Below are 26,746 nucleotides of genomic sequence, written 5' to 3'. Positions count from 1 at the left end.
CGCCAGGCGGTTTCATGCTTCCCGCACCACCTCATCCGGTTCCTTGTCCAGCCGCCAGCCCCGCCACACGGGGTGGCGGAGTTTGCCGCCTCCGGTCCACTCACCGAAGGTCACCTCACCCACCAGGTCAGGGTTCACCCACCGCGCGTCCGCCGCATCCGCCGAGGGAACGTCATCGAACGGTGACGTCTTCCGCGCCAGCCCCTCCACCTTTTTCCGCAGCTCCTCCAGTTCACGCATGCTGAAGCCACTTCCCACGCGACCTACATACCGCAGCGTCTTGCCCTCGGGAATGCCCACCAGCAGGGAGCCCACGGTGTTGGACCTGCCTCCCCTGCCCGGACGCCAGCCGCCAACCACCACTTCCTGCGTCTGCTCGATCTTGAGTTTGATCCACGTGTGGGTCCGCTGCCCGCTCACGTAGCGGCTGTCCGCCCGCTTGGCCATCACGCCTTCCAGGCCCAGCTCGCGGGCGCTTTCCAGGATGTGTTCCACCCGGTCGTCCAGGGTCTCCGACAGTTCCACCGGGCAGTCGCCGGGCTCGAAGAAATCTGTGAGGCGTTCCCGCCGCTTCCGCAGCGAAAGCCTGCGCAAGTCGTCGCCGCCGTCGGCCAGCAGGTCAAAGAGCATCATCCGTACCGGGATGGCGGCACGGGCCCGTTTCACGTCGCCCGGTTTGGTCAGCTTCATCCTTCCCTGCAGGAGCCCAAAGTCGGGCCTGCCGGAAGGTCCGACGGCGATAATCTCGCCATCCGCGATGAAGTCCTGCGGCGGCCAGCAGCTCCGGTCCGTGAATTCGGGATAGCTGGCCGACATATCGTTGCCGTTGCGGCTCAGGAGCCTGATCCGGTCGCCGTCCGCCACCACCAGCGCGCGGATTCCGTCCCACTTCAGTTCGAAGAGCCAGTCGCTGCCGTGCAGGTCCGCCGGGGTGCCCGCCGAGGCGAGCATGGGGGCCGGATCCTCCTGGAGCGTTTCTTTCCGGGCTGCCGCCTGACTGGAAGCCGCCGTGCGGGCCGGGCCCGCCGGTTCTTTGGCGGCAGCCGCTGCCTTGGTGCTGGCCCCTTCCCTGGCGCTGGCCGGCCTTTTCCGTGCCCCCGGAACCCTGTCCATCAGATGAATGAGCCACTGTGACTCCTCGCCATGACCCTTGCCGGTGTGGATCAGGGCGAACCTCCTGGTGCCGCCCAGCCCGCCGCCCTCACGGCCCGTCAGCGTGGCGATGACTTCCTTGCCGTTGACCCATTTTTCGAGCTCATAAACGCCTTTGTCCCAGATGCTCACACTGCCGGCCCCGTATTCGCCCTTGGGGATGTCGCCCTCAAAATCGGCGTAGTCCATGGGGTGGTCCTCGGTCTGTACCGCCAGATGGTTTTTGTCCCCTGATTCCGGCACACCCTTGGGCAGCGCCCAGGAAACAAGCACGCCCTCGTGCTCCAGCCGGAAGTCGTAGTGGAGCCGGCTGGCGTGGTGTTCCTGGATGACGAAGATCTCCTTGCCAGCCTGCGCCGCAGCGCCGTTGGTTTTTGCCGCGTGGTGCTCTTCCGCGGTGAACGGCTCCGGCGTCTTGCCCTGGTCGCGCAGGGACCGGTACTTGTTCAGGCGTGGGTCCGCGTGCCCGCCGCCCCGCGGTCCGGTCTCTTTCGGAGTCGCGGGGGCTGCGTGGGCTGGGTCAGGGTGGTTGGTGGCCGCACTGATCGGGGCGAAGGGGTCCTTGCCGGCTGCCACCCGGCGCATGACCTCCTCGTAGTCCAGGTGCTTGAGGGACGGCGAACTAAGCTCGCGCCAGGTCCGCGGAGCCGCCACGGTGGGGTGCAGGCGCCCGCGGAGCGAATAGGGAACGATGGTGGTCTTCGCGGCGTTGTTCTGGCTCCAGTCCACCAGGACCTTTCCCGTCCTGAGGGCCTTCTTCATGTCACTGACGGCGAGGTCCGGGTGGTCGGCCTCCAGCGCCCGGGCCAGCTCACGCGCGAAAGCCGACACCTCATCCGAGGACTGCGTTCCGGTCAGGACCGCGTACAGGTGGATCCCCTTGCTGCCGCTGGTGACCGGAACGGGGTCAAGCCCCACATCCTGCAGAATGGTCCGCGCCAGTTTGGCCACCTCCACGCATTCAGGCAGCCCCGCGCCTTCCCCGGGATCGAGATCCAGGACCAGCCGGTCGGGAGGCAGGGCGCTGCCGTGGGAGTCCACCGTCCACTGCGGCACGTGGATTTCCAGCGAAGCGATCTGCGCGAACCACGTGAGGGTGGCCGGATCGTTGACCAGCGGGTAGTAGTTGGTGTTGGTCTTGTGCGTGATGGCGGCGCGCGGCACCCAGCCGGGGGCGGAATCGTCCAGGTTCTTCTGGAAAAACATCTCGCCGGGATGGCCTTCGGTTCCTACCCCGTGCACCCACCGCTTGCGGGTTGCCGGGCGGTTCCTCGCGGCAGGGATCAGCACCGGGGCCACAGCGGCGTAGTAGGCGATGACATCCGCCTTGGTGGTGCCGGTGGCGGGATACATCACCTTGTCGAGGTTGGTGAGCGTCAATTCGCGGCCGCCGACCCGCACGCGTTCCTTACCGCCGGCCATGGGGCTTCACCTCCGGCGTTGTGTGCTGTTGACTTGTCCCATGAGAGCCATCTGGAAAGGCGCCATCGCGTTCGGGCTGGTCAACGTCCCGGTGAAGGTCTACAGCGCCACCGAGGACCACGACATCAGCCTCCATCAGGTGCACAATGCCGACGGCGGCCGGATCCGCTACCAGCGGCGCTGTGAGGTCTGCAGCGAGATCGTTGACTACTCGGACATTGAGAAGGCCTACGAGGACGACGGCCGGACGGTGATCCTCACCAAGGAGGAGCTCAAGTCCATTCCCGCCGAGAACAGCCACGAAATCGAAGTGGTGCAGTTCGTCCCCTCCGAACAGCTCGACCCCATCATGTTCGAGAAGAGCTATTACCTCGAGCCGGACTCCAAGTCTCCCAAGGCCTACATGCTGCTGCGCAGGGCCCTGGAGGACACCGAGCGCGTGGCCGTGGTGCAGTTTGCACTGCGGGACAAGACCCGGCTCGGTGCCCTGCGGATCCGCGACGACGTCCTGATGCTGCAGGCGCTGCTGTGGGCGGACGAAGTGCGGGAAGCGTCGTTTCCGGCCTTGGACACGTCCATCCGCATCTCCGCGCAGGAACGTGAGATGTCCGCCGCGCTGGTGGAGTCCATGGCCTCGGACTTCGAGCCCGAGCAGTTCACCGACGACTACCAGGCGCAGCTTCGGCAGCTCATTGAGGCGAAGCTGGAAAAGGGCGACGCGCTGGACACGGAAGAGACGTTCGGTGCCGAGGCCGAGGGCGGCACCGGCGAAGTGATCGACCTGATGGAGGCCCTGAAACGCAGCCTCGACAAGAAACGCGGGGGAGGGGCGGCCGTACAGGAACCGTCCGAAGACGAGTCGGATGAGGACGAGCCGTACGAGCCCGCCAAGCGCGGTGGCGGAAGCACCGGCGGCGGCAGGAGCAGCGCCGGCGGCAGGACCAGCAGCCGGAGCAGCGCCGCCAAAAAGGCCGCCGACGCTTCCGACGCCGATACCGCCGGGAGCGGCACGGCCAAGAGGGCTACTGCAAGCTCCCGCAGCAAGACCGCCGCCGTTTCGAAGACGGGCACTGCTGCCAAGAGCGGTACCGCTGCCAAGACGGGTGCTGCCGCGAAGACCGGCACGGCCTCCAAGACCGGGACCGCTGCCAAGACCGGCACGGCTGCCAAGTCCGCCACGAAGACCGCGTCCACGGCGAAGACCGCACGGAAGGGCGCCTGACAGGGCGGGCGCCTCGCCGCGCGGCTGTGCGTGCACCGTCTCAGGAGTTCCTGAGCGCGGAAATGAGTTCGCTCTTTTTCTTTCCTGAGTACCCTCTGAGGCCGATTTCCTTGGCTTTGGCCTTGAGCTGGTCCACTGTCCAGTCATCGTAGGAGCCGGACTTGCCGCCCTTGTGGCCCACCTCGGACCGGCCCTTCCTGGCTGCCGCGTTGGAGACGCGGGCGGCCTTCTGCTTCGAGGCCCCCTCGTCGCGGAGCTCTTCGTAGAGTTTTGGATCCTTCAGGCTGGGGTTCTTCTTCTCTGGCATTTGCTACCTCCGTGGCGGAACTGCCGGTCGCTAGGTGAACGACCGGTCGCAATGAAACGATCGCCATGAACGATCAGGGTCAGTGGGCTCCCGGACTGTCCACTTCGCCCCGGTCCACCGCGGCACGCCAGGCGCCCGTCTCGATACCCCGGGCCTCGATGAACTCCTTGAACCGCAACAGGTCGGAGGACACTTGCTGCTCATCAACGTGGGCGGCGGCGCCGGCCCTTTCCAGCAGGCTCTCCGGCTCCCATTCCAGTTCCACGTTCACGCGGCAGAGATCCTCGCCTAGATTCTCGAACGTGACCCTGCCTGCGTGGCGGGGCTTGTCCTTGCTGACCCAGGCGATGCACCGGTCCGGCGTCTGCTCCAGGATCTGCGCATCGTATTCGCGCTTGACGCCCGCCACGCTGGTACGGAAATGGAGGGAGGTTTCGTCGATCTGCTCGACGGATTCGACGCCCTTCATGAAACGGGGAAACGACTCGAACTGGGTCCACTGGTTGTAGGCGGTGCTGACCGGTACCTCGACGTCCACGCTTTCCTGCAAGGTTTCCACCCCGTCATCCTCCTTCAGCCCGGCTGTTCCGGCGGTCTCGAATGGCTGGCCACAGTTCCAAGCTAGTGGGGAGCAGAATCAAAAACAAGAAACTACTAAGTTTGCTTACTTACGTGGAACAGCCCCTGATCAGGGAAGATGCCCGCAGACGGGGACGGCCGGCCTCCGCGGCAGTCCCCAAAGGGGAGCTGATGCGGAAACCGGCCGTGAAAGCGCAGGTGACACTAAGCGCTCGCTGCCTATTCGGCGTCGTGATCCGTTTCCAGGATCTGGACCAGGCGCTCGAGGGCGGCGTCCGCGCCATCACCCTCGGCCCGCAGCACCACAACGTCGCCGTGGGATGCGCCAAGGCTCATGAGGGAGAGGATGCTGGCTGCGTCCATGGCCTCGTCGGCCGGCTCCCCTTCGCGGGCGATGGTGATGTCGAGGTCAAACTCGCCCGCGGCTTCGGCGAAGATGGCGGCAGGACGGGCGTGCAGGCCTACGCGGCTGGCGACGGTTGCGGTACGTTCGGACATTTCTGCTCCTTGCAATTGCAGTGCGGGTTGGGTGCTGAAGGACAGCGGGATCAGACAGTTACAGGGACGGTCTCCACCGTATCAACGGCCTTGCGGGCAGCCCAGCGTTTGAGGGCCACCACGATGAGCGCCGCGACCACCATGCCGGCCAGGATGGCCACGATGAACATCACCACGTTGCCGATGGCGAAGAACACGAAGATGCCGCCGTGGGGTGCCTGTGACGTGACGCCGAAGGCCATGGTGAGCGCGCCGGTGACGGCACCGCCGATCATGCTGGCGGGGATGACGCGGAGCGGGTCGGCTGCCGCAAACGGAATGGCGCCCTCGGAGATGAACGAGGCACCCAGCAGCCAGGCGGCCTTGCCGTTTTCGCGCTCGGCCAGGCTGAAGAGCTTCTTGTCCAGGACGGTGGCCAGAGCCATCGCCAGCGGGGGCACCATGCCGGCCGCCATCACGGTGGCCATGATCTGCCACGGTGCCTGGTTGGTGGCGCTGCCGGCTCCCAGGCCGGCCACGGCGAAGGCGTAGGCCACCTTGTTGACAGGGCCGCCGAGGTCGAAGCACATCATGAGGCCGAGGATGATGCCCAGGACGATGGCCGAAGCGCCGGACATGCCGGAGAGCCAGGCGTTCAGTCCGACGGTGATAGCTGCAATCGGTCCGCCAAGGAAGAGGAACATCGCGCCGGAGGCGACGATGGAGGCGAGCAGCGGAATGATGACGACGGGCATCAGGCCGCGGAGCCAGCGCGGCACCGACCATGTTCCGATCAGGTGGGCGATGTAGCCGGCGAGCAGGCCGCCGACGATGCCGCCGAGGAAGCCGGCACCCATGAAGCCGGAGACGGCACCGGCAACGAAGCCCGGTGCAATGCCGGGGCGGTCCGCGATTGCGTACGCAATGTAGCCGGCGAGGGCAGGAACCAGGAAGCCCATGGACAGGGCGCCGATCTTGAAGAAGACGGTGCCGAGGTACAGGGCGAGGTTTCCGTCGGGAAGGTTGACCAGCGAGTTGTTGGCCAGGATGTCGTTGGCCTTGGTGCCCAGGGCGATGTCGAATCCGGCGAGCAGGAAGCCCAGTGCGATCAACAGGCCGCCGCCGGCCACGAACGGAATCATGTAGCTAACGCCGGTGAGCAGGGCCCTCTTCAGCTTCTGGCCGATGTGCTCGCCCTTTTCGGCGGCTTCGCGCTCGGCCTGCTCCTCGGCACCGTAGTGCGGAACGCGGTGGGCGTGCGGGTTGTCCGCCGCGTCCAGGGCTTCCTGGACCATCTTGGCGGGCTCGTCGATGCCGCGCTTGACCGGCGCGTTGATGACCGGCTTGCCGGCGAAGCGCTCCTTGCCGCGCACGTCCACGTCGACGGCGAAAATCACTGCGTCCGCAGCGGCGATGACGGCGGGATCCAGTGGCTTGGCTCCGGAGGAGCCCTGGGTTTCGACCTGCAGGTCCACGCCCACTTCCTTGGCTGCGGCCACGAGCGAGTCCGCCGCCATGTAGGTGTGCGCGATGCCGGTGGGGCAGGCCGTAACGGCGACGAGGCGGCGGGGTCCAGCCGAAGCGGCGCCGGCGGAAGCAACGCCGGCGGCTACGCCGGCAGTGGCGGCAGCCGTGGCCGGGGCGGCAGCAGTTTCAGGCGCGGCAGCCGGCTTGTCCGCGAGGGCGTTGTCCACGAGCTCCACGATTTCTTCCCGGGAGGCGGCGGCGCGGAGCGCACCCGTGAAGTCCTTCTTGATGAGCGAGCGGGCGAGCTTGGACAGCAGCTTCAGGTGCTCCTGGTCGGCGCCGGCCGGTGCAGCGATGAAGAAGATGAGGTCGGCCGGGCCGTCCTTGGCGCCGAAGTCCACAGGCTGGGAGAGGCGTGCCATGGCGAGGGTGGGTTCGGTCACGGCGGCCGAACGGCAGTGCGGGATGGCGATGCCGCCGGGAACGCCGGTGGCCGTCTTCTGCTCGCGGGCGAAGGCATCGGTGAAGAGGCCTTCGACTTCGCTCGCACGTCCGTTGGCGGCAACACGGCCGGCCAGGTGCCGGATCACGTCCTCGGGCGAATTGCCCAGGTTCTGGTCAAGCTCGACCAGGTCCGCGGTGATGAGCTGAGTCACTGTCAATCCTTCCGGAGGGCCGTGATGGTTACGGCGTCGGGGGTTGTTTGGTGGACTGCCGGGACGGTGGAGCCCGGCAGGGAAGCGGCGGCGGCGCCATGCGCCACCGCCTGGCGGAGGCAGTCAGCCGGGGCGGCACCCTGGCTGGCGGCCAGCAGGTAGCCGGCCAGCGACGAATCACCGGCGCCGACCGTACTGACTGCGGTGACCGGCGGATGCGTGGCCAGCCACGCGCCGTCGGCCGTCACGAGGACAGCGCCCTTTGAACCGAGCGTTGCCAACACGGCCCCCACACCGGAACGCACGACGGCGGCAGCTGCCGCCGCGGCAGCATACGGGTCCGCTTCGAGTTCCTCAGCCGTGCTCACCGAGGAAAAGCCTGCTGCTGCGGCCAGTTCCGCCAACTCCTCGGCATTGGGTTTGAGCAGGTCCGGTTTACCGGACACCGCTTCTGTTGCGTCGCCTGTGACGGCCGCTGCCAGCGGCGCGCCGGAGGAATCGACGGCAATCATTGGTACGCCGGCCCCGGCGTCGGCGTTGCGCAGCCGCCGGGTGACTGTGGCGTAGAAATCCGCCGGGACGCCGGGCGGAAGCGACCCCGCCAGGACCACCCAGCTGGCTCCGCGCGACCGTTCCAGGAGCAGGCTGATCAGCGCCTCCTGGTCATCGTCCGCGAGGGCCGGGCCGGGTTCGTTGATCTTGGTGGTCACGCCGCCCGGCTCCGTCAGGGCCACGTTGGTGCGCAGTGGCTCATGGATGTCCAGCGACGCGAAGGGAACGCCTTCCTCCCGCAGGCCGGCCAGCACGGGATCGGATTCGGCGCCGGGCAGCACCGCAAGTGTCTCGAGGCCTGAAGTCACGAGGGCGCGGGAGACGTTCACGCCTTTGCCGCCGGATTCCTGGCGGACCGAGACAGCGCGCTGCACTTCGCCCCGCTCGAGCGGGCCGGGCAGTGCCACCGTGCGGTCCAGGCTCGGGTTGGCCGTGAGGGTGACAATCATGCGACTACCACCTCCACGCCGGCCTCGGCGAGGGCCGCAGCGAGTTCGGAACCGGGTTTGCGGTCAGTGATCACGGTATCCAGATCTTTCAACGAGGCGAACTGGACCAGCGTTTCCGCTTCCAGCTTGGACGAATCGGCCAGCACCACTATGCGGCGCGCCGAATGGACGAAGGCAGCCTTAACAGCGGCTTCTTCAGGGTCTGGTGTGCTGAGGCCAAAGCTTGCGTGGATGCCGTTGGTCCCCACAAAGGCGATGTCCGGACGCAGCTTGCCGGCGGCTTCCACCGTGCCCTGGCCCACCGCTGCCTGCGTGAGTCCGCGGACCCGGCCGCCCAGGATCTGCAGGGCAATGCCTGGCGTGCTTGCGAGCTTGGCGGCGATGGGGACCGCGTGGGTGATGACAAGGAGTTCCTGGGCCGGATCGGCCGTCTTGGCCGGAGCAGCGGCGCCGCGGCGGGCCAGGAGGTCGGCGAGGACCTCGGTGGTGGAACCGGCGTCGAGGAGGATGCTGCTGGGGGGACCCTTCGGGAGGAAGTCCAGGGCGGCCTCTGCGATGCGGAGCTTCTGCGCCTGCCGCTGGATGGTCCGCTCGAGGATGCTCTCCTCCGTGGTGCTGAAGCGGTCAGCGGAGACCGCCCCGCCGTGCACGCGGCGCACCGAGCCGGCCGATTCCAGGGCGGCGAGGTCGCGGCGGACGGTTTCGGTGGTGATGCGGAAGCGCTCGGCGAGGTCGGTCACGCTCGCGCGGCCGCTGGCTGCAACGAGCCCGGCGATCTGCTGCTGACGCTCCTCGGCAAACACATACCCTCCATTGCGTAGTTACTGCTGCAGTGCGGTCGGCACTGCCTTTCTCAGCCCTTCACCGATCAGTGACCACTGTCACAAATCTGCAAGTACTTGACTTTATCTTCGTTCTTGTTGGTTTGTCAACGAAAAAACCACAGAAAACCAAAAGCCGGACCAGACCCGAAGGTCCGGCCCGGCAATGCCTGGCTGTTCCACTGCTGCTGCCCGTTGGTGCAGCTCGGCAGATCTCGTGCGGCTCTAGAAGCCGTTGTCGCGGCTTTCGTTGCGGGTGATCCGCTCGCCGGTGTTGGGATCCACGACGGATCGCGTCTCGCTGACGCGGCGGCTCCTGCCTGGCGCGGCGATGACAAGTGAGGCGACGAGGCCGATGACGCCGACGGCCATCAGGATGTAGCCGATCAGGGTCAGGTCCACGTTGGGGATAAGGCCAGGCGTTACGGCCCAGGCAAGGATGGCACCCAGGGCGATGAGGAAGATGGCGGAACCGATTCTCATGACTTGCTCCTTGCGTTCGCGTACTTCTCGCGGTGTGGTCCGTGCGGTTGTTCGTCAATTGCTAAGCATGCTGTCAAGCGTCAGGCTACATCCCGCTAACCCGGGTTTCAATCAAATCCGCAGGTCAGGGGCGGGCCGCCTTTTTTGGTGAGTCGCTAGGCTGATCGGATGGAGACGGTTGTATGGTCCAGGCCGGAGGAGGAGCGTGCCGGCACCCCGCTGCTGGTGATGATGCACGGCTACGGCACGGACGAATCCCGGATGGTCAAGCTCTTCGACTATCTGCCCAAGGAATTCACCTGCGCGGCGCTTCGGGCGCCCATGCCCATCGCGAACGGCTATGGCTGGTTTCTTCTGGACTATTTCCTGACCAACGATTTTGCCGACGTCGTCACGGCCGCGAATTCCGTGTTCGCCTGGATCGACTCGGCCAGGACGCTCCACAGCAGCGTGAGCCTGTTGGGCTATTCGCAGGGGATGGCCATGGCAAGCACGCTCATGCGCCTGCGGCCGCAGGACTTCCCGGCCGTGGTGGGGCTCTCCGGCTTCGTCCTGGACAACGACCTGCTGGCGCTCAGTGAGTCCCTGGATGAGCGGCCCCCGTTCTTCTGGGGGCGGGACAAGGCCGACCTCGTGATCAACGCGGACGCTATCGCCTATACGAAGCAATGGCTCAACACGCACACGCGGCTCACTGCGCGGACGTATCCCGGAATGGGCCATGCCATGTCCAGGGCGGAGATGGTGGACGTCAGTGCGTTCCTGCGGCACTACGTCCTGGGCTGACCCGGATTGCGCCGGGGCGGCGCCTCCCGGAATCGGGCGGTGGAAATAAAAACAGTTGCAGGGTAAATCTGCAAGCGCTTACACTCTTCTTCGGCCGGGACCCGGCCGGCAGGCGTCCGCTCGGCGGTGGGCAGTTTGCAGTACATCACTCAAGAGTGTTCGAAAGGGCAGGACCGCGCCATGCATCCTTGCGCCACCCGTCCCGCGGGGATGTTCCGCTGGTTTGCCCTGAACCGCCCGCGCGTTCATCATGGACGTAGGCAAAAAAACGTGCGCCCGCGCATCGACGCATTCTGCCTGGCCCGGAACGCCGCGGTGCAAGTGGCGGAACCGCGCGAATTCACGCGCCGGACATAACCCGGCCGGTATCGAACCGGCCGCAAGAAGTGCTGCGCCGTCGCAGGCCGCCAGGGCAACGCCGCCCGGTCCGCAAAACTGCCGGCCCGTCCTTCAAACTGCAGAATCACCCTCAAGGAACCATCGCGCCCGCGGCGCGCTGAGCCAAAGGTACTGAGATGCTGAGCCGAAGGTCCTGGGCGGCAGCTTCTGCAGGCACGCACCCTTTTGGTCACCGGCGACCACGTTTCTGGTAGTCCCCAACATATTGCTGTCCGAACCCCGAAAGGACACGGAACAAAGCATGACCGAAACCCTGAATACCAGCGCTGATAGCCGGCCCAACAGCTGGACCGGCGCCGCCGCCATCCTCTTTGACCTCGACGGTGTGCTCACGCCCACGGCCGTGGTCCACGAGCGCGCCTGGCAGGAGCTGTTCGACGGCTACCTGGAAACCGTTCCCGAAAAGGACGGCTACCGGGAGAGCGACTACTTCGACCACATCGACGGCAAGCCGAGGTTCGACGGCGTCCGGGACTTCCTGACATCCCGCGGCATCACCCTTCCCGAGGGCCCTGCCGACGACGATCCGGACAACATCACCGTCCAGGGCCTGGGCAACCGGAAGAACCGGATCTTCAACGACATCGTCAGCGCCGGGGTGGACCCCTATTCGGGTTCGGTGCGCTTCCTGGAAGCCGCGCTGGACCGCGGACTGAAGGTCGCCGTCGTCTCCTCCTCACGGAACGCCCCTTCGGTGCTGCGCGCGGCAGGGCTGGCGGACCGTTTCCCGGTGGTCGTGGACGGCGTCGTGGCCGCTGAGGAAGGGCTGCCCGGCAAGCCGGACCCCGCCACCTACGAGTACGCCGCCCGGCTCCTGGACCTTCCAAGCGAGCAGTGCGTCGTCGTCGAGGACGCCGTATCCGGTGTGCAGGCGGGCAGGGCCGGCAGTTTCCACTCCGTCATCGGCGTGGACCGCGGGGCGGGGCGGCAGACGCTGCTCGACGCCGGCGCCACCCTCGTGGTCAGCGACCTCGAGGAACTTCTCTAGTTCCGCGGTTCCAGCACCGCGGTTCGCAGGCCGCCAACCGGGGTACCTCCAGCTCCGACAGAATCTCCAGCACCACTTTCAACCGTCTAAGGAACGCCACTCATGGCACTCATCACCGCCGACCGCGTCCGCTTCCCCAATGATCCCTGGAAGCTCGTGGAGACGAGCCACGAACCCGGCGACGCCGGGACGCTTGAGACGCTCTTTGCCCTCGGCAACGGACACCTCGGTGTCCGGGGTGCCCACTGGGCCGCAGCCGATGCCGAGCTGCCCGGCAGCTTCATCAACGGCTTCCACGAGATCTGGGACATCAAGCACGCCGAGAACGCCTATGGTTTCGCCCGCACGGGCCAGCGCATCCTCTACATTCCGGATGCCAACAACTTCACGGTCATCATCGACGGCGAAATGCTCAGCCTCGCCGAATCGACAGTGCTGGACTACCGGCGGTCCGTGGATTTCGCCACCGGCATCTACGAGTGCAGCATCGTCTGGCAGTGCCGTTCAGGCGCCACGGTGACCACGGTGGAGCGCCGGGCGGTCGGCTTCGAGGCGCGCGGCAGCCTGGGTATCTCCCTGGAGGTTTCGGCCGACCGGGCAGTCTCCGCGGACGTCACCTCGTCCGTCATTAACCGGCAGGACCAGCCGGTGGAGGACCACTCCACGCACGACCCGCGCCGGGCGGGCCGGCACGCAGGCCGTGTCCTGCTGCCCCTCAGGATGGAGGGCGGCGACGGTTCGCTGCGCCTCTCGTGGGAGGCCGCGGAGTCCAAGCAGCGGGTGGGGATCGCCGTCGACCATTGGACGTCTGCCGGCCACCAGCCCTTCGATACTCTCGTGGACCAGGACGACAGCAGCGTCCGCTATGTGCTGGCGATTGCCGCAGACGAGCCCTTCCGGCTTGAAAAGAGCGTCAGCTACGCCGTGGCCCGGGGCGCCCGGACGGGCCTGCCCGGCGCCGCGGACACCCAGGCGGGGGAGGATCCGGCCGACGCCGCGGAAGCCGGGCTGAAGCCGGTTGCCGACGTTTTCGCCGAAAGCGAGGCGCACTACCGGAGCTACTGGGCGTGCGCCGACATCCAGGTGGGTGGCCAGCCGGAACTGCAGCAGGCCATCCGCTGGAACCTCTTCCAGCTCGCGCAGGCCACGGCCCGGGCGGGCGTCGCCGGCATCCCGGCCAAGGGTGTTACCGGTTCGGGCTACGACGGGCACTACTTCTGGGACCAGGAGGTTTACCTCCTGCCGTACCTGACGTATTCAAACCCCGATGGCGCACGGCAGGTTCTGGAGTTCCGTCACGAGATGCTCCCGGACGCCAAGATCCGTGCCAAGGAACTCAGCGTGGACGGCGCGCTGTTCCCCTGGCGCACCATCAACGGCCTGGAAGCGAGCGCTTACTACGCTGCCGGCACCGCGCAGTTCCACATTGCCGCCGCCGTTGCCTTCGCCACGAACAGGTACGTCTGGGCCAGCGGTGACTCCGAGTTCTGCGCCGGGATGGGCGCCGACCTGCTGATCGAAACCGCCCGCATGTGGGTTTCGCTGGGCTTCTTCGGCAAGGACGGCCTGTTCCATATCCACGGTGTCACCGGGCCGGACGAGTACACGGCCGTGGTGAATGACAACCTCTACACGAACGTCATGGCCAGGTTTAACCTGCGGGCCGCCGCCGCTCTGGACCACCCGGCAGTGGACGACGCCGAACGGGAGCTGTGGGAGGCGGCCGCGGAGCGGATCCAGCTGCCTTTCGATGAGACCTTCCAGGTGTATTCGCAGGACAACGACTTCATGACCCTGGAGCCGTGGGACTGGACCACGCCGCGCTCCAAGTACCCGCTGCTGCTGAACTTCCATCCGCTGGTGATCTACCGCCACCAGGTGCTGAAGCAGGCGGACACCGTCCTGGCCATGTTCCTGCAGTGGCAGGAGTTCACAGCCGAGGAAAAGCGCCGGGCCTTCGACTTCTACGATCCCATCACCACCGGGGACTCCACGCTCTCGGCGTGCGTCCAGGGGATCATGGCTGCCGAGGTGGGCTACCGCAGGGCTGCCCTGGAGCATTTCACGAATGCCGTTTTCATCGACCTGGATAACTCCCACGGCAACACGATCGATGGCGTCCACATTGCCTCCACCGGCGGAGTATGGAGCTCGCTGGTGTGCGGCTTCGCCGGACTCCGGGACCAGGGGCCCGTGCCGTTCTTTGATCCGCGGCTGCCCGAGGAATGGGAGAGTCTGCGCTTCCACCTGAAGCTGCAGGGCCGCCCGCTCCTGGTAGAGCTCGACCAGGACGCCATCACGCTGACCGTCCTCGACGGCGACGCGCTGGACATCGACGTGCGCGGCGTCCGGTTCACCGTGGCTTCCCAGCCCGTGCGGGTTCCGCTGGAGCCGGTGCACGTCCCCGAGCCCTCCGTGTTCCCGAGCGGACCGCCGACGGCGAGCATCCCGGTGGTGCGCGCCCACTAGGGACGCCGGCCCAGGTGGCGCGGTTAGGTAGTGGCCTCGGCCCCGGCGGCCAGGGTGCCCTGGCGTTCGAGCGGATGGGCGATTTCGTCCGCTGACATGCGGGCCACCAGCAGGGCCACCACCGCCATGACCGGACACACCCCGCCCGCTATCAGGAAGATCAGCCAGATCGGGAGCACGGCAGCGGCGGGGCCGGCCAGCGCCATCGACACCGGCATCAGCGCCAGTGACACAAAGAAGTCCAGGCTGGAAACCCGCCCCAGCAGGTGCGGCGGCACACGCCGCTGCAGCAGGGTGCCCCAGATGACCATGCCCACACTGCCTGTGGCGCCGAAGATGAAGAGCGCCAGGGCGAGCAGCCAGAAGCTGTCCATGAGCCCCACCGCTGCGAGCGGCAGGGTGCCCGCTCCCCAGCACACCATCATGACGGTCAGGTAGCGGCGCGGGAGCCGGACGGATGCCGTGACCAGCGAGGCCACGGCGCTGCCGACTCCCATGACGGCCAGCAGGAAACCGAACATGCGGCTGTCGCCGCCCAGCTGGTCCCGGGTCACGAAGGGCAGGAGCACCTCGATGGGGCCGATCAGGAACAGCACCGAAATGCAGGCCCACAGGAGTGTCCAGAGGAGCCACGGCGTCCGCACGGTGTAGCTGACGCCCTCGCGGAGGTCGGCGAAGAAGGAGGTCTTGGCCGGTGTGCTGGCTGTACCGTCCTTCGCCCCGCGGGAGCCAGGAGCCTCGAGGGCGTGCTGGCCCAGGAAGTTCAGGACGGTGAACGCCAGCAGGTGGCACACGGCAACGCCGGTCACGGCGTGCGACGGCGAGAGGGCTGCCACGACGATGCCGGCCACGGCCGGACCTGCCGCCTGCTGCAGCGTGGGGCGCAGGGTTCCTTCCATGCCGTTGGCCGCGAGCAGGTCCTCCGGCGGCAGGATCCGCGGCAGAATCGCCGAATACGCCGGGAAGAAGAACGCCGCACCGACGCCAAGGACGAACGCGCCGGCCACCAGGTGCCAGAGCTGAAGCCAGCCCGCCATCGCCAGCCCGCTGACCGTTGCGATCACGGCAAGGTTGGTCCCCTCGACCGCGATGATCAGCAGCCGCTGCGGAACCCGGTCCGCTGCGATGCCGCCGGCCAGGACGAACGCCACGAGACCCACGCTGCCTGCCGCGGCCACGAGGGACAGTTCCAGCGGGCCGCCGCCGATGTGGATGACCTGGTAGACCATGGCCACTGCCCACATGCCCGATCCGAAGATGGAAATGGCGAGGGCACCGATCAGCACGCGGTATTCGCGGTGGGAAAAGGGTCGAAGGGCGCGGGGGAGGGGCACACGGCAATCTTAGGCCGAGCCCCCGGCGCGTGGAACGCGTCCTGGAGGATAGGCTCTAGCCATGGGGAACACACCGGCCAGGCCGGGGCGGCGCAATGTGGCGCTGATCGGCGCAAACTTTGGCCTTGCCCTGCACCCGGTGGACCGGAACGGCGTCCATATTCCCGGCGAGCCCGCCAGCTGTTTCGCCTCTTTCTGGGTTGCTGACTGGTCCCGGTGGGGAACCGGGAAAGTCCTCATGGTGGCCACCCTCCAGGGCTGGCGCAGCTACGGCTCCAACGAATTCTTTGCCTCCTCCCTCGCCACCGAACTGACGCGCTTCTTTCCGGAGGCTGCGCGCTTCCCGCTCGGCGCGGTCAGCCACACCCAGGACGAGTTCGACGTCGAACTGGACCTTGAGCGCGGGCTCCGGGCCACCGGGCGGCGGGCCGCGCTCGAAATCTCCGGGGTGCTGGACCGCCGGCAGTTCTCCGCGCCCGACTTCCAGCTGGGGCCCGCCAGCGCCTCGATGACCAACGTTTACCATCCGTGCAGCGGAGGCAAACTCTCGGAGTTCGGCGTCGAATGGCCCGGCGCGCCCACCGTCTACCCGGGTCCCCGCGGGCCTTCCTCGTCCGCATACATGGCGGTGGGTGAGTCCTGGGCGCTGTGACAGCCCCCGGTGATCAGCATGCTTGGTATGTTGGGGTGTGGCCTAGTGTTAAGGCTAGACGGCGGTCTCCGGCCGCCGGTTGTTCCGAGGTAGAGGTGATGATGGCCAAGCGACGCAACCCCGCGATGAGAATCGCGCAGGAAACAGCCCACAACGCCGTGTTCGACGCCCACGGCAATCCCAAACCCGGCGTCCACAACGTGCTGCTGCGGGCCGTGGAGATCCAGCGTCCGCTGGTGTTGGCCTACATCCGTCGGCTCCAGCGCCGCAACCCCCGCGCATCCGCCGCCCAGCTCGCCGACATCCTTGAACGCGACTATCTCCGGGCCGTGACAGGCGGGGGGGCGCTGGTCGGGGCTACCGCCGTCGTACCCGGGGTCGGCACGGTGGCGTCGCTGGGCCTCTCCGCCGCCGCCACGGTTGGCTTCCTCGAGGCGACAGCCCTCTACGCCACCTCGCTGGCCGAACTCCACGGGATCCGGATGACGGACCCGGAGAAGGCCAGCACCCTCGTGATGGCCGTGATGCTCGGCGAGGAGGGGACCGCACTGCTTGGTTCGCTCAGCGGCCAGGCGATGGGCAAGGGCAAGGGTGCCAGCCAGGCCTGGGGAAATGTGCTGACGGGCCGGATGTCGTCCTCCGGGTTCGGTTTCATCCGGGAGCGCATCCAGAAGGCCTTCCTGCGGAACCTGCTCAGGCGGCAGGGAACCGCCCTGTTCGGACGTGCGCTGCCGTTCGGCATTGGGGCCGTGGTGGGCGGTGCCGGTAACCTCATGATGGGCCGGGCCGTCGTCGTAAACGCGAGGGAGGCCTTTGGGCCGATGCCGGACACGGTGCCGGGCGAACTCACGGAAGGTGATACGGGTGGATCTGAACGCTGACCTCGGGGAGTCCTTCGGCTCCTGGACCATGGGTGATGACGCCGCCATGTTTCAGCTCATTACGAGCGCCAACGTGGCCTGCGGCTTCCATGCCGGAGACCCCGTGACGATGCTGGACAGTTGCCGCGCCGCCTATGAACTGGACGTCAGGGTCGGCGCGCACGTTGGCTACCGTGACCTCGCGGGCTTCGGCCGCCGCTCGCTGGACATGTCCTTCGACGAGCTGTTCGGGGACGTGCTGTACCAGCTCGGGGCCCTCGACGGAGTGGCGCACGCCGTCGGAGCCTCGGTGGTCTACGTCAAGCCGCACGGCGCCCTCTACAACCGGACATTCCACGACGCCGAGCAGGCGTCCGCGCTGGTGGCAGCCATCCAGGCCTACGATCCCGGCATGCCCATCCTGGGGCTTCCCGGATCCGAGCTCCTGAAGCAGGCCGAGGACGCCGGGCATCCCGTCTTCCGTGAGGCTTTCGTGGACCGCGCCTACCTGCCGGACGGCACGCTGGTACCGCGCTCGCAGGAAGGTGCCGTGCTGCACGACGTCGGACCGATCGTTGAGCGGGCAGTGCGCCTGGCGCTCAAGGGCGAGGTGGTGGCAGTGGACGGGACCGTGGTCCGGGTGGACCCGGATTCCCTGTGCATCCACGGCGACACCCCTGGCGCTGTAGACATGGCCGCCGCTGTCCGTGCGGGCCTGGAGGAGGCCGGAGTGGAAGTGGCCTCGTTCGCCTAAGCCCGGCCTGAGGGCGCTGCCGGCCAGCAGGAGCCGGCCCCGTTCGAGAGCCCCGCAAGGCAGGGCCCAGCCCGCTCAGCCGAACGTCAGGTGGGCCACCGTGAAGATCGCGAGCCCGGCGAGGGACCCCACCACTGTGCCGTTGATCCGGATGAACTGCAGGTCCTTGCCCACCTGAAGCTCGATCTTCTGCGATGTTTCCTCGGCATCCCAGCGGGCCACGGTATCCGTGATCACCCCGGCGATGTCCGACCGGTAGGTGCGGACCAGGTAGCCGGCGGCATCTCCGATCCAGGCGTTGACCTTGCCCGCGAGCTCTTCGTCGTTGACCAGGCGGCTGCCGAAATCGCGGACGGCTGCCTTGAACTTGACCGTCAGCTCGCTGTCCGGGTCGTCGACGGCGGTGAGCAGGGCGCCCTTGATGGTGGCCCAGGTGCGGGAGGCCAGTTCCCGGACCTCAGGGTCGCCCAGCACCTGCGCCTTGATGCCTTCCGCGCGGGCGATCATGGCGGGATCGTGCTGCAGGTCCTGGGCCAGGTCCGTCAGGTACTTGTCGATGGACAGCCGGACCTGGTGCTGCTGGTCGTCCTGGACAGCACGGGTGAATTTCAGCAGTTCGATGTAGACCTTGTCTCCCACGAGGCCGTCCACGAAGCTGGGTACCCACTGCGGGGACCGCTCAGTGACGAGCCGGCTGACCGTCTGATGGTTGGCGGCCACCCAGTCCGCGGCGCGGTCCACGAGGAGGTCGACCAGTTTGTGGTGGTGCCCGTCGGCGAAGATCCGCTCGGCCATGCGTCCCACGGGCGGTCCCCACGGCGGAGCCAGGAGGTGCTTGCGGACCATGCCCTCGATGACTGCCTGGACGTCGTCGTCGTTCAGCACTTTGAACGTGCCCCGGATGACGGCGGCACCCTCCTTGGCCACGCGCTCGGCGCCGCCCGGCCCCGACAGCCAGCTGCCCACCTTGCCGGAGATATTGATGCTGGCCAGCTTGTCCTGCACAACCTGCTCGGAGAGGAAGTTGGTCTCCACGAACTCGCCCAGGGACGCCCCAATCTGGTCCTTGCGGCGCGGAATGATGGCCGTGTGCGGGATTTTCAGCCCCATGGGGTAGCGGAACAGGGCCGTCACCGCGAACCAGTCGGCCAGGGCGCCCACCATGCCGCCTTCCGCCGCGGCCCGGACGTACTCCAGCCACGGATACTGCTTCTGCAGCGCGAAGGCCACGACGAACACCACCGCCATGGCAATCAGCAGGCAGAGGGCCACCAGTTTCATCTTCCGCAGCGCTGCCGCCTTTTCGGCGTCGCCCGCCGTGAAGTCACGTACGACGGCGGGACGCGCCGGAGCGCGGCCGCCAAGTCCGCCGTTCGGCTTGGGGCTTTCCCGGAGCCTTCGCTCCTCCGTCGGATCTTGCTGGGTGGTTGGCTCAGAGTTCACCTGCATGTGCCAAGCCTAGCCCCGCTTTGGCGGCCGCGGTCGGCTAACGTGTGACCATGACAGCCGACGAGTCAGCCCCAACCCGTCCCCTGGTCTACGCCCACCGTGGTGCCAGCGCGGATTTCGCCGAGCACACCCGTGCCGCCTATCTCCGGGCGCTCGCCGACGGCGCTGATGGCGTGGAATGCGATGTGCACCTGACCCGCGACCAGCACGTTGTCCTGCTGCACGATTCGAACCTGGACCGGACCTCGGACGGCACAGGTCCCGTGGCCGAACGGACCATTGACCAGCTGCGGCTGCTGGATTTCTCATCCTGGAAAGGCGTCCGGATCCCCGAGGCCTTCGGGCCCAGGTCCGAGCAGTTCCTGACCCTGCCGGACCTGCTGGACCTGCTGCGGGCTGCCGGCCGGGAGATCGGGCTGGCCATCGAGCTGAAGCATCCCAGCCCCTATCAGCTGAAGCTGGAGGACAGGGTGCTGGAGGTGCTGCGCGCGGAAGGCTGGGACGCCGCGACATCCAGGCTGGGCAACATCCGGGTGACCTTCATGAGCTTCAGCCCCGACTCGGTCAGGCACCTTCGCAAAGCCGTCCCGGGGGATTTCATCTGCCAGCTCGTGGACGACGTGAACGTCACCGGCATCCGCGAGGAACTGGGGCTGGGGCCATTCACGGGCAGTGCCGTGGCCAACGTGATGAAGGCCGCGCAGCTGGAGGGTGAACGGATTCTCAACGACGGCGAAGTGGCTCTTGCCGGGCCCGGCATCGACTATGTCCGCAGGCACGCCGGCACTGTGCGGCGCTGGCTGGATTCCGGCCGCCGGTTCCGGGTCTGGACGGTGGACGAAGAGGACGACGTGGCCCTGTGCCGGGCGCTGGGCATCCAGGAAATCACCACCAACCGGCCGGCGCGGGTCCTGGCCCAGCTCCAGCAGCCGGCCCTTGCCGCAAGCTCAGCCACCCAGGCACTGCCGCCGCTGTGATTGAGTGGTGGCATGCCCATCATTTGGCCCCCGAAACTCCTGCGTTCCCCTGCGGTCCGTGTTGGCCTGTCCATCAGCGTTGCCACAGGCCTTTACGGAGTGTCCTTCGGTGCGCTGTCTGTGACCTCGGGCCTGGACTTCTGGCAGACCATGGCACTGAGCCTGCTGCTTTTCAGCGGCGGCTCGCAGTTCGCGTTCATCGGGGTGGTTGCCGGCGGCGGCTCGGGTCTCGCAGCCATGGGGGCCGCCACCCTGCTGGGAATGCGCAACGGGATCTACGGCATGCAGCTCAACGTGCTGCTCCGGCCGACGGGGTGGCGCCGGTACGCCGCCGCCCATGTGACCATCGACGAATCTACGGCCACAAGCACCGGACAGTCGGATCCTGACGAGCAACAAAGGGGCTTCTGGGCCGCGGGCGTCGGGATCTTCGTGCTCTGGAACATCTTCACCGCAGTGGGTGCCCTGGCCGGAGGTGCGCTGGGTGACCCTAAACAGTGGGGGCTTGACGGCGCAGCCGTCGCGGCTTTCCTTGGCCTGCTCTGGCCGCGGCTGAAGGGCAGGGAACCTGTGGCGATCGCCGTCGTCTGCGCGCTGGCAACCGTGCTGGCCGTGCCGTTCGTCCCCGCCGGCGTCCCCATCCTCATCGCCGCCGTGGTGGCCGGGGTGATTGGCTGGTTCAGCCACGGGCGCCAGGACGAAGGGCTGGAACCGGATATCGACCCCTACACGGAGTGGCACCCCAGCCACCACCCGGGCCCCGGAGGTGCCAAGTGAGTCTGTGGGGGTGGTTGCTGCTGTCCTGCCTCTTCGCCTACGCATGGAAGCTGGTGGGCTACCTTCTCCCGGCAAGCCTGCTGCAGAACCCCAGGATCTCCCGGATGGCCGGAACCATGACCATCGGGTTGCTGGCGTCGCTGACGATCGTCAACACTCTGGCCAGCGGGCAGGCCCTGGTTCTTGATGCCCGGCTGGGCGCCTTGGCTGCGGCTGCTGCAGCCCTGTTCCTTCGGGCGCCCTTCCTGGTGGTTGTGCTGGCGGGGGCCGGAGCCGCTGCCCTGCTCCGGCTGGCCGGCTGGAACTGACGAGTGATGTCGGTCACACTCGTTGTATCCTCGAATGAAGAGGAGTGGTAAAAAATGAAGGCCGTCAGCAGACTGTCACGTTCACGCGCCACGGACGCGCCGTTCGAAATCAAAGCGCCGGTGGACATCGTCCTCGAGCACCTGCGGCAGGTAGGGCCTGCGGTAGCCTCGCTGCGGAATGAGTCCTCGCGATTGGCTGGCTGGGGTGAGGAGCTGGCCCGCCGCCTGCTGTCGGGCAACCGCCTGGTTACAGCCGGAAGTGCCGGTTCGGCGGCGGAGGTGCAGCAATTCACCGCGGAGCTGCTGGGACGCCACGCGGGTGAGCGCCAGCCGTTTTCCGTCATCGCCCTGCGGCCGGGGGTGTCAGCAGGGGCTGCCCCCGTCAGTGCCATCGAAATTGCGCAGGGGCACGCGGGCGAGGTCGCCAGCCAGGTGCACGCCCATATCCGTTCCGGAGATGTACTGCTGGTGGTCTCCGCCAGCGGGCACCGGCATGCCCTGCTGGAGGCGACGGCGGCAGCCCGGGCAGCCGGCGCCACCGTCTGGGCTGTCACCGGGGCAGCCCCCAACCCGCTGGCCCAGGCTGCCGACGAAGCGATCTGCATCAACTCGCCCAAACCCCAGGTGCGGGAAGCGCAACTGATCGCCCTCCAAGCCATGAGTGAATGCCTGGCGTCGGCCCTGCACGCCCTGTCCGAGAGGCCGGAGCCGCGCAGGTGAGGCGCGCAGCGCCTATCTGCCGGCGCTGCGCTAACTGGCGCGGTTAGACCTTCGTAGGGGAGAGGGTTAGGCGGCTGGATCTACGCAGCGCCGTAGGCGTCCGGGGAAACCGCCTCGGCCCGCCGTGCGAGCTCTTCCGTGGCCAGGTCGTACCAGTCCTGGGCACCAAACACCGGGGTCGGTGTATCGAGGTTCCGGTACAGCGCGTCCACGATGATGCTGAGCTCATCGGTGGAGGCCGCGGTTATTGTGGTTTCGGGATCCGTTGAATGTTTCATGAAGTGTGCTAGCTGTGAGCGGTTCATGATGCCACGGCCGGTCTGATTTGAACGCATGCAGGAAATGACATGGTGTTGCTCCGTTTATGGAACTGTCCGAGGCTGACTTCCTAACCCACCGGTGTGCCTAGCTTACTGTGCACGGCCGGTGTGCGGAATATGCGGGTCCGTCATTCCGGACCCGCCCGCAACTCGGACTGCGGGCCGCTACTCGAACTGGGAGCGGCTACTCGGACTCCGAGCCGCTACTCGAACTGGGACCCTGGGAGCGGCACCTGCGGCGGCAGCGTCCTGACGGGCCGTTCCGCACGGATCGCGTCTTCGACGAGGGCAGCCGGCCGGCGCCAGGCGTCGGAGCCGGGCTCCATGGTGTCCACCACACCGATCAGCATTGCCAGCAGCCGCACCATGTCAGTCAGCGAGATGTCCACCCGCAGCGTCCCCTGGTCCTGGCCTCGGTCAAGGAGAACGCCAACAGACTCGATCAGGCCTCCGGTAATGCCGGTGAGCAAATCCCTCCTGCCGGCCACGGCGCCGAGCAGGTTGGCATTGTCACTGGCCGCAGTCATCACAGCGTCGATAACCCGGAACAGGCCTTCGGCCGCATCGCTGCCCGCAAGGGCGACGTCGATAACCGGATCCACATTGAGCCGGAGCTGGCGGTTGAGGGCAGCCAAAACCAGCTGCTCCTTGTCCGAGAAATTCCGGAACAGCGTGGCTGGACCCACCCCCGCCGTTGCGGCAATGGTCTGCAGCGGAACGTCCGGGCCGTACTGCCGGAAACACTCGCGGGCGGCGTTAATGATCTTGTCCACATTGCGTGCAGCGTCAGCACGGAGGGGCTTGCGCTCTACTGCGAGGTTCATGAAATCAAGGTTAGCAACGCTGTGTCGGCCTGACTCCGTTACCGGTTGGTAGCGCCGAATATGACACAGGCCACGTTCCGGGTAGCCCATCCGGCCATGCCAGACTGGACCCATGTTGCTTGCATTTTCAGTCGCCCCGTCCGGAATTCCCGCTGATCCTGCCTACGCCGCGGCGGGGACCGGGGACGCATCAGTGCACGACGCCGTGGCTGCCGCCGTCAGGATTGTCCGGGAGTCCGGGCTGCCGAACAAGACGGATTCGATGTTCACCACCATCGAAGGTGAATGGGATGAGGTGTTCGACGTGGTCAAGCGGGCCACCGACGCCGTGGGGAAATTCGGCAGCAGGGTGTCCCTGGTGATCAAGGCCGACATCCGGCCCGGGTATTCCGGCGAGCTCACCGCGAAGGTAGAGCGTCTGGAAGGTGCCCTGGACGGCGGCCCGGACGGCGCCCCGGACGGTTCGCGGGCCGAAGGCAACTGACGCGAACCTAGCCCGGCCGGGCGCTTGCTGGAAGACTGTGCCCATGTTTGAGCACAAGCCGCGGCCCGAGTGGACGGCCGTAGAAGAGTACCTGTCCGACGTCGTCGTCCACCCCGACGATGCAGTCCAGCGCGCCGTGCGCTCCGCCGAGGATGCCGGAATGCCGCCGATCGAGGTGACCCCGAATGCCGGAAAACTCTTGAAACTGCTGGTGGCGGCGTCCGGTGCCCGCAAGGTGCTGGAGATCGGCACGCTGGCCGGGTTCAGCACTATCTGGATGGCCCAGGGAATGCCCGACGACGGGCGGCTGGTGACGTGCGAATACCTCCAGAAACACGCCGATGTAGCCCGGGCAAACGTGGACGCCGCGGGCGTGAGCCACAAGGTGGAGATCCGGACAGGTGCGGCACTGGACACGCTCGCGGCCCTCGAAGCCGAAGGAGCCGGCCCGTTCGACTTCGTCTTCATCGATGCGGACAAGGAAAACAACCCCCAGTACCTGGAGTGGGCCGTGCGGCTGGGCAGGGCCGGGACGAGCATCGTGATGGACAACGTCGTGTGGGAGGGCGTGGCGCTGGACCCCTCCCTGGATGAAGTCAACGCCCCCGGAATCATCGGCGCGCTGCGGATGATGGGGGAGGACAGCCGGCTGGACGCCACTGTCATCCAGACCGTGGGGTCCAAGGGCTGGGACGGCTTCGCGCTGGCCGTCGTCCGTTAACCAACACCGCCCGCGTACTGGCTGTACGCGGGCGGTGCTTTTCTTGCTTGGCGCTTTTACCTTTGGCGGACTACTGGATTGAGCTCATCGAGGTCCAGCCGGTGCCGGCGACAGTCCTGCTGACGAGGGTGGTGCCGTTGCCGCGGTAGAGGAGGAGGGCTCCCCTCGAGTCACGGGCGATGACGTCTGCCCTGCCGTCACCGCTGAAGTCACCGGGGGCCACCAGGGAGTTCAGGCCGCCCCAGCCGGCGCCGATCTGGGTCCGGGTGAGGAACCCGCCGGCGCCGTCTCCCCGGTAAAGCCACAGGCTGCCGGCAGCGTCCCGCGAGACGATGTCCGGCTTGGCGTCACCGTTGAAGTCGGTGCCCAGGATGGTGTTCTGGCTGTTCCAACCGGCGCCGATCAGGAGCCGCCCGGAGAGGCTGCCATTGCCGACGCCGAGGTAGGCGTAGAGCCTTCCGGCGCTGTCGCGGGCCACAAGGTCGGGCTTGCGGTCACCGTTGTAGTCGCCGCCGGCGGTGATGGCGGTGAAGGAATTCCAGCCGGAGCCGATCTGAACACGGCTGGAGAATCCGCCGATGCCGTTGCCCTTGTAGAGGTACAGCAGGCCGGTTGAGGACCTGGCGATGACGTCCGCCTTGCGGTCGCCGTTGAAGTCGCCGCTGCTGATGATCGACGTCATCGAGTTCCAGCCGACGCCGACCTTGGTCCTGGCGAGGAAGCCGCCGGTGCCGTTGCCGCGGTAAAGCCAGAGCGTTCCGGTGGAATCGCGGGACACGACGTCCGCCCGGCCGTCACCGTTGAAGTCCTGGACTTTGCGGTACGGGGAGGTGACGGTGGTGCCGATCTGCACGGTGCGGCTGACCAGCGGGCTGACGTTGCCCGCGACGTCCGTGGCGCGGACGAGGAAGTTATAGGTGCCGCTGGCCTGCCGGTCCCACGTCTTCGGCGAGGCGCAGGTGGGATCCCAGGCCGTGTTGCTGGGCTGGAGCTGGCATTCGAACCGGGCCTGGACGTCACTGCTCGTGAAGCTCAGGGTCGGGGTGTCGTCCAGGCTGGGCGACGACGGGAACGGCGCCACGATCGAAACCGGAGGAGCAGCCGTGTCCACCGTGAACCTGAGGGTCCCGGAATTCTGTCCGCCGGCAACAGCCTGCACGGAGTGGGAGCCTTGGGCCAGGGCGGGCAGCGTCAGGGAGTAGGTCGATCCCGTAAGGGTGGCAGAGCGGGGAGCGCCGCCGTCGACAATGAGCTGAACGGGACCGGCGGTTCCAGCGGGCAGCGTGCCCGTGATGGTTGGCGAGGTCACCCGCGTGATGTTGTCGGAGCTGGAGCGGCCGCTGTCGCTGGCGGCCGCCAGGTCAGGCGTGGTCGGCCCGCCAACGGAATCCGTCGCGATCAGGCCCTGGACCGTGAACGTATTCACGGTGAGGGTATTGACTCCGGGTCCGCCGGCGTTCGGGCCCACGACGCGCACGAAGTTATTGCCCGAGGGTGCGCCGGTGACGGTGCGTGCAGTGTTGATGTCGCCGAGAGTGCCAGGTGCCGCGCCATCCTGGCGAAGGAACGTCGCCGTGGTCCCCCGGCCAAAGTCGCCCAGGAAGGCGGCCCCCACCCCGGCCCAGTCGCACGGAGTGGTGGCCGATGGGGCGCAGACGCCCTGGTCCAGGGTCTGGTTAATTTCACCCAGTCCCGCCTTGTCAGCAGTGGCGGTGAAGGTGTGGACGCCGTAGGGATGCGTGATGGTGTATGGCTGCCCGGCCACCAGGCCGGTGAGGCGGAACCGGAGCCGGCCGAAGCCCATCTGCTCGCCGTCAACCACCGGTCCGTTGGCGTGCGCCCCTTCGAGGGCAGCCTCGTACAGGCCCAGGTTGCCGGCCGATGCCTCGGCCGCAAACCAGAAGGCCTCTTCCGGGAAGTTGTCCGGGTAGGACGCCGGAGCGCCAGGATCAGGCGGCTCGGAGAGGCACCCCTGCCCGGCCTGATAACAGAACTGGAGCCGGACCGTGCCGTCCGAATACCAGGTGGGGAACCCGTTTGAGGGGTCGACCGGACCCATCCCGGCCGTCTCCGCGTTCGCGGGAACAGCGCCGAGGGGTGACAGGGCAGCGGCGAGCAGAGCGCCGGCGACGGCCGGGGCAAAACGTCCGGCGGCGGTTGAGGGCCTGCCGTGCGCTGACCGGGAGCGCTTGGCTCCGTCAGGCACCAAAGGCCTCATCGCAGAATGCGAGGACATGGTAACTCCTTTTTGGACACTCGATTTGTGGCCCCCAGTACCTTCAAGGCCAAGCCGGGAGGTGCGTTCCCAACTGCCTTCAACACTGAACGCAGCACCTT

Annotated in this window: 26 protein-coding genes; 13 read left to right on the top strand and 13 right to left on the bottom strand. The window is 67.1% G+C overall.

The genetic code is table 11. From position 1 onward, the window contains the following. Window positions 1-12 precede the first annotated feature (12 nt). Complete coding sequence (locus ACFVTE_RS01685; RefSeq protein ID WP_387095958.1) at window positions 13-2,574, bottom strand: ATP-dependent DNA ligase; 2,562 nt, start codon at window positions 2,572-2,574, stop codon at window positions 13-15. A gap of 40 nt (window positions 2,575-2,614) precedes the next feature. On the opposite strand from ACFVTE_RS01685, the gene ACFVTE_RS01680 reads away from it, so the two are divergent. Further along, window positions 2,615-3,796, top strand: coding sequence for a Ku protein (locus tag ACFVTE_RS01680; protein WP_387095955.1), 1,182 nt, complete (start codon window positions 2,615-2,617; stop codon window positions 3,794-3,796). A gap of 40 nt (window positions 3,797-3,836) precedes the next feature. Here ACFVTE_RS01680 and ACFVTE_RS01675 read toward each other — a convergent pair whose 3' ends face one another. The 7 genes from ACFVTE_RS01675 to ACFVTE_RS01645 all read right to left on the bottom strand — a co-directional run bounded on the left by ACFVTE_RS01675 (window position 3,837) and on the right by ACFVTE_RS01645 (window position 9,587). Continuing rightward, window positions 3,837-4,103, bottom strand: coding sequence for a Rho termination factor N-terminal domain-containing protein (locus tag ACFVTE_RS01675; protein ID WP_387095952.1), 267 nt, complete (start codon window positions 4,101-4,103; stop codon window positions 3,837-3,839). 79 nt (window positions 4,104-4,182) lie between these two features. Beyond that, entirely contained in the window at window positions 4,183-4,662 is a 480-nt protein-coding gene (locus ACFVTE_RS01670; protein ID WP_387095949.1) for an SRPBCC family protein, read from the bottom strand. Window positions 4,663-4,901: 239 nt separating this feature from the next. After that, window positions 4,902-5,180: an HPr family phosphocarrier protein gene (locus tag ACFVTE_RS01665; RefSeq protein ID WP_314193380.1), complete on the bottom strand. Its 279-nt coding sequence runs from the start codon at window positions 5,178-5,180 to the stop codon at window positions 4,902-4,904. Window positions 5,181-5,230: 50 nt separating this feature from the next. After that, window positions 5,231-7,282 carry a fructose-specific PTS transporter subunit EIIC gene (locus ACFVTE_RS01660; protein ID WP_387095946.1) on the bottom strand — a complete coding sequence of 684 codons (2,052 nt, stop codon included), beginning with the start codon at window positions 7,280-7,282 and terminating at the stop codon, window positions 5,231-5,233. A gap of 2 nt (window positions 7,283-7,284) precedes the next feature. Then, the gene (locus tag ACFVTE_RS01655; protein ID WP_387095943.1) at window positions 7,285-8,283 is read right to left on the bottom strand and encodes a 1-phosphofructokinase family hexose kinase; all 999 of its coding nucleotides are present in this window, start codon (window positions 8,281-8,283) and stop codon (window positions 7,285-7,287) included. Next, window positions 8,280-9,086: a DeoR/GlpR family DNA-binding transcription regulator gene (locus ACFVTE_RS01650; RefSeq protein ID WP_387095940.1), complete on the bottom strand. Its 807-nt coding sequence runs from the start codon at window positions 9,084-9,086 to the stop codon at window positions 8,280-8,282. Before ACFVTE_RS01650 ends, ACFVTE_RS01655 begins: the two co-directional genes overlap by 4 nt. A 243-nt stretch (window positions 9,087-9,329) precedes the next feature. Then, the gene (locus ACFVTE_RS01645) at window positions 9,330-9,587 is read right to left on the bottom strand and encodes a DUF6458 family protein (RefSeq protein WP_387095937.1); all 258 of its coding nucleotides are present in this window, start codon (window positions 9,585-9,587) and stop codon (window positions 9,330-9,332) included. A 168-nt stretch (window positions 9,588-9,755) separates the two neighbouring features. Here ACFVTE_RS01645 and ACFVTE_RS01640 point away from each other — a divergent pair, with 168 nt between their 5' ends. The 3 genes from ACFVTE_RS01640 to ACFVTE_RS01630 all read left to right on the top strand — a co-directional run bounded on the left by ACFVTE_RS01640 (window position 9,756) and on the right by ACFVTE_RS01630 (window position 14,229). After that, complete coding sequence (locus ACFVTE_RS01640; protein ID WP_387095934.1) at window positions 9,756-10,373, top strand: alpha/beta hydrolase; 618 nt, start codon at window positions 9,756-9,758, stop codon at window positions 10,371-10,373. A gap of 640 nt (window positions 10,374-11,013) precedes the next feature. Further along, on the top strand, window positions 11,014-11,760 hold the full coding sequence (locus tag ACFVTE_RS01635) for an HAD family hydrolase (RefSeq protein WP_387095931.1): 747 nt from the start codon (window positions 11,014-11,016) through the stop codon (window positions 11,758-11,760). A 102-nt stretch (window positions 11,761-11,862) separates the two neighbouring features. Beyond that, window positions 11,863-14,229 carry a glycoside hydrolase family 65 protein gene (locus ACFVTE_RS01630; protein WP_387095928.1) on the top strand — a complete coding sequence of 789 codons (2,367 nt, stop codon included), beginning with the start codon at window positions 11,863-11,865 and terminating at the stop codon, window positions 14,227-14,229. Between the two features lie 23 nt (window positions 14,230-14,252). On the opposite strand, the gene ACFVTE_RS01625 is transcribed toward ACFVTE_RS01630, so the two are convergent. Continuing rightward, the gene (locus ACFVTE_RS01625; protein ID WP_387095925.1) at window positions 14,253-15,563 is read right to left on the bottom strand and encodes an MFS transporter; all 1,311 of its coding nucleotides are present in this window, start codon (window positions 15,561-15,563) and stop codon (window positions 14,253-14,255) included. Between the two features lie 61 nt (window positions 15,564-15,624). Between ACFVTE_RS01625 and ACFVTE_RS01620 the strand changes: the two genes are divergently transcribed. The 3 genes from ACFVTE_RS01620 (at window position 15,625) to ACFVTE_RS01610 (ending at window position 17,829) form a co-directional block, all read left to right on the top strand. Then, window positions 15,625-16,215 (top strand): hypothetical protein, encoded by a 591-nt coding sequence (locus ACFVTE_RS01620; protein WP_387095922.1) that lies wholly within the window; start codon window positions 15,625-15,627, stop codon window positions 16,213-16,215. A 101-nt stretch (window positions 16,216-16,316) separates the two neighbouring features. Beyond that, entirely contained in the window at window positions 16,317-17,096 is a 780-nt protein-coding gene (locus ACFVTE_RS01615) for a hypothetical protein (protein ID WP_387097115.1), read from the top strand. Further along, window positions 17,080-17,829 (top strand): LamB/YcsF family protein, encoded by a 750-nt coding sequence (locus ACFVTE_RS01610; RefSeq protein ID WP_387095920.1) that lies wholly within the window; start codon window positions 17,080-17,082, stop codon window positions 17,827-17,829. Before ACFVTE_RS01615 ends, ACFVTE_RS01610 begins: the two co-directional genes overlap by 17 nt. A gap of 75 nt (window positions 17,830-17,904) precedes the next feature. Here ACFVTE_RS01610 and ACFVTE_RS01605 read toward each other — a convergent pair whose 3' ends face one another. Next, entirely contained in the window at window positions 17,905-19,278 is a 1,374-nt protein-coding gene (locus ACFVTE_RS01605; protein ID WP_387095917.1) for a DUF445 domain-containing protein, read from the bottom strand. Window positions 19,279-19,328: 50 nt separating this feature from the next. Between ACFVTE_RS01605 and ACFVTE_RS01600 the strand changes: the two genes are divergently transcribed. The 4 genes from ACFVTE_RS01600 to ACFVTE_RS01585 are packed head-to-tail and all read left to right on the top strand — an operon-like array spanning window position 19,329 to window position 22,060. Beyond that, a complete protein-coding gene (locus ACFVTE_RS01600) occupies window positions 19,329-20,255 on the top strand; it encodes a glycerophosphodiester phosphodiesterase (protein ID WP_387095915.1) in 927 nt (308 codons plus the stop codon). Window positions 20,256-20,267: 12 nt separating this feature from the next. Continuing rightward, window positions 20,268-21,032, top strand: coding sequence for an AzlC family ABC transporter permease (locus ACFVTE_RS01595; RefSeq protein ID WP_387095912.1), 765 nt, complete (start codon window positions 20,268-20,270; stop codon window positions 21,030-21,032). Then, complete coding sequence (locus tag ACFVTE_RS01590) at window positions 21,029-21,340, top strand: AzlD domain-containing protein (RefSeq protein WP_387095909.1); 312 nt, start codon at window positions 21,029-21,031, stop codon at window positions 21,338-21,340. The genes ACFVTE_RS01595 and ACFVTE_RS01590 overlap by 4 nt, the downstream gene beginning before the upstream one ends. 54 nt (window positions 21,341-21,394) lie before the next feature. Further along, on the top strand, window positions 21,395-22,060 hold the full coding sequence (locus ACFVTE_RS01585) for an SIS domain-containing protein (protein WP_387095906.1): 666 nt from the start codon (window positions 21,395-21,397) through the stop codon (window positions 22,058-22,060). Between the two features lie 80 nt (window positions 22,061-22,140). Here the strand turns inward: ACFVTE_RS01585 and ACFVTE_RS01580 are convergent, their stop codons facing one another. Both ACFVTE_RS01580 and ACFVTE_RS01575 read right to left on the bottom strand, forming a co-directional pair. Next, window positions 22,141-22,338: a hypothetical protein gene (locus tag ACFVTE_RS01580; protein ID WP_387095904.1), complete on the bottom strand. Its 198-nt coding sequence runs from the start codon at window positions 22,336-22,338 to the stop codon at window positions 22,141-22,143. A 245-nt stretch (window positions 22,339-22,583) separates the two neighbouring features. After that, on the bottom strand, window positions 22,584-23,204 hold the full coding sequence (locus ACFVTE_RS01575; protein WP_387095901.1) for a TetR/AcrR family transcriptional regulator: 621 nt from the start codon (window positions 23,202-23,204) through the stop codon (window positions 22,584-22,586). A gap of 112 nt (window positions 23,205-23,316) precedes the next feature. On the opposite strand from ACFVTE_RS01575, the gene ACFVTE_RS01570 reads away from it, so the two are divergent. Beyond that, complete coding sequence (locus tag ACFVTE_RS01570) at window positions 23,317-23,688, top strand: MTH1187 family thiamine-binding protein (protein ID WP_387095899.1); 372 nt, start codon at window positions 23,317-23,319, stop codon at window positions 23,686-23,688. A 43-nt stretch (window positions 23,689-23,731) separates the two neighbouring features. Further along, on the top strand, window positions 23,732-24,409 hold the full coding sequence (locus ACFVTE_RS01565) for an O-methyltransferase (protein WP_387095897.1): 678 nt from the start codon (window positions 23,732-23,734) through the stop codon (window positions 24,407-24,409). A gap of 70 nt (window positions 24,410-24,479) precedes the next feature. Here ACFVTE_RS01565 and ACFVTE_RS01560 read toward each other — a convergent pair whose 3' ends face one another. Then, window positions 24,480-26,645, bottom strand: a complete 2,166-nt coding sequence (locus ACFVTE_RS01560; protein ID WP_387095894.1) for an FG-GAP-like repeat-containing protein — start codon at window positions 26,643-26,645, stop codon at window positions 24,480-24,482. Between the last annotated feature and the right edge of the window lie 101 nt (window positions 26,646-26,746).

The organism is Arthrobacter sp. NPDC058097 (assembly GCF_042884885.1).
Classification (GTDB): Bacteria; Actinomycetota; Actinomycetes; order Actinomycetales; family Micrococcaceae; genus Arthrobacter.
Note: the sequence above shows the minus strand (reverse complement) of the source record. Positions and strands in the feature narration are given on the sequence as shown.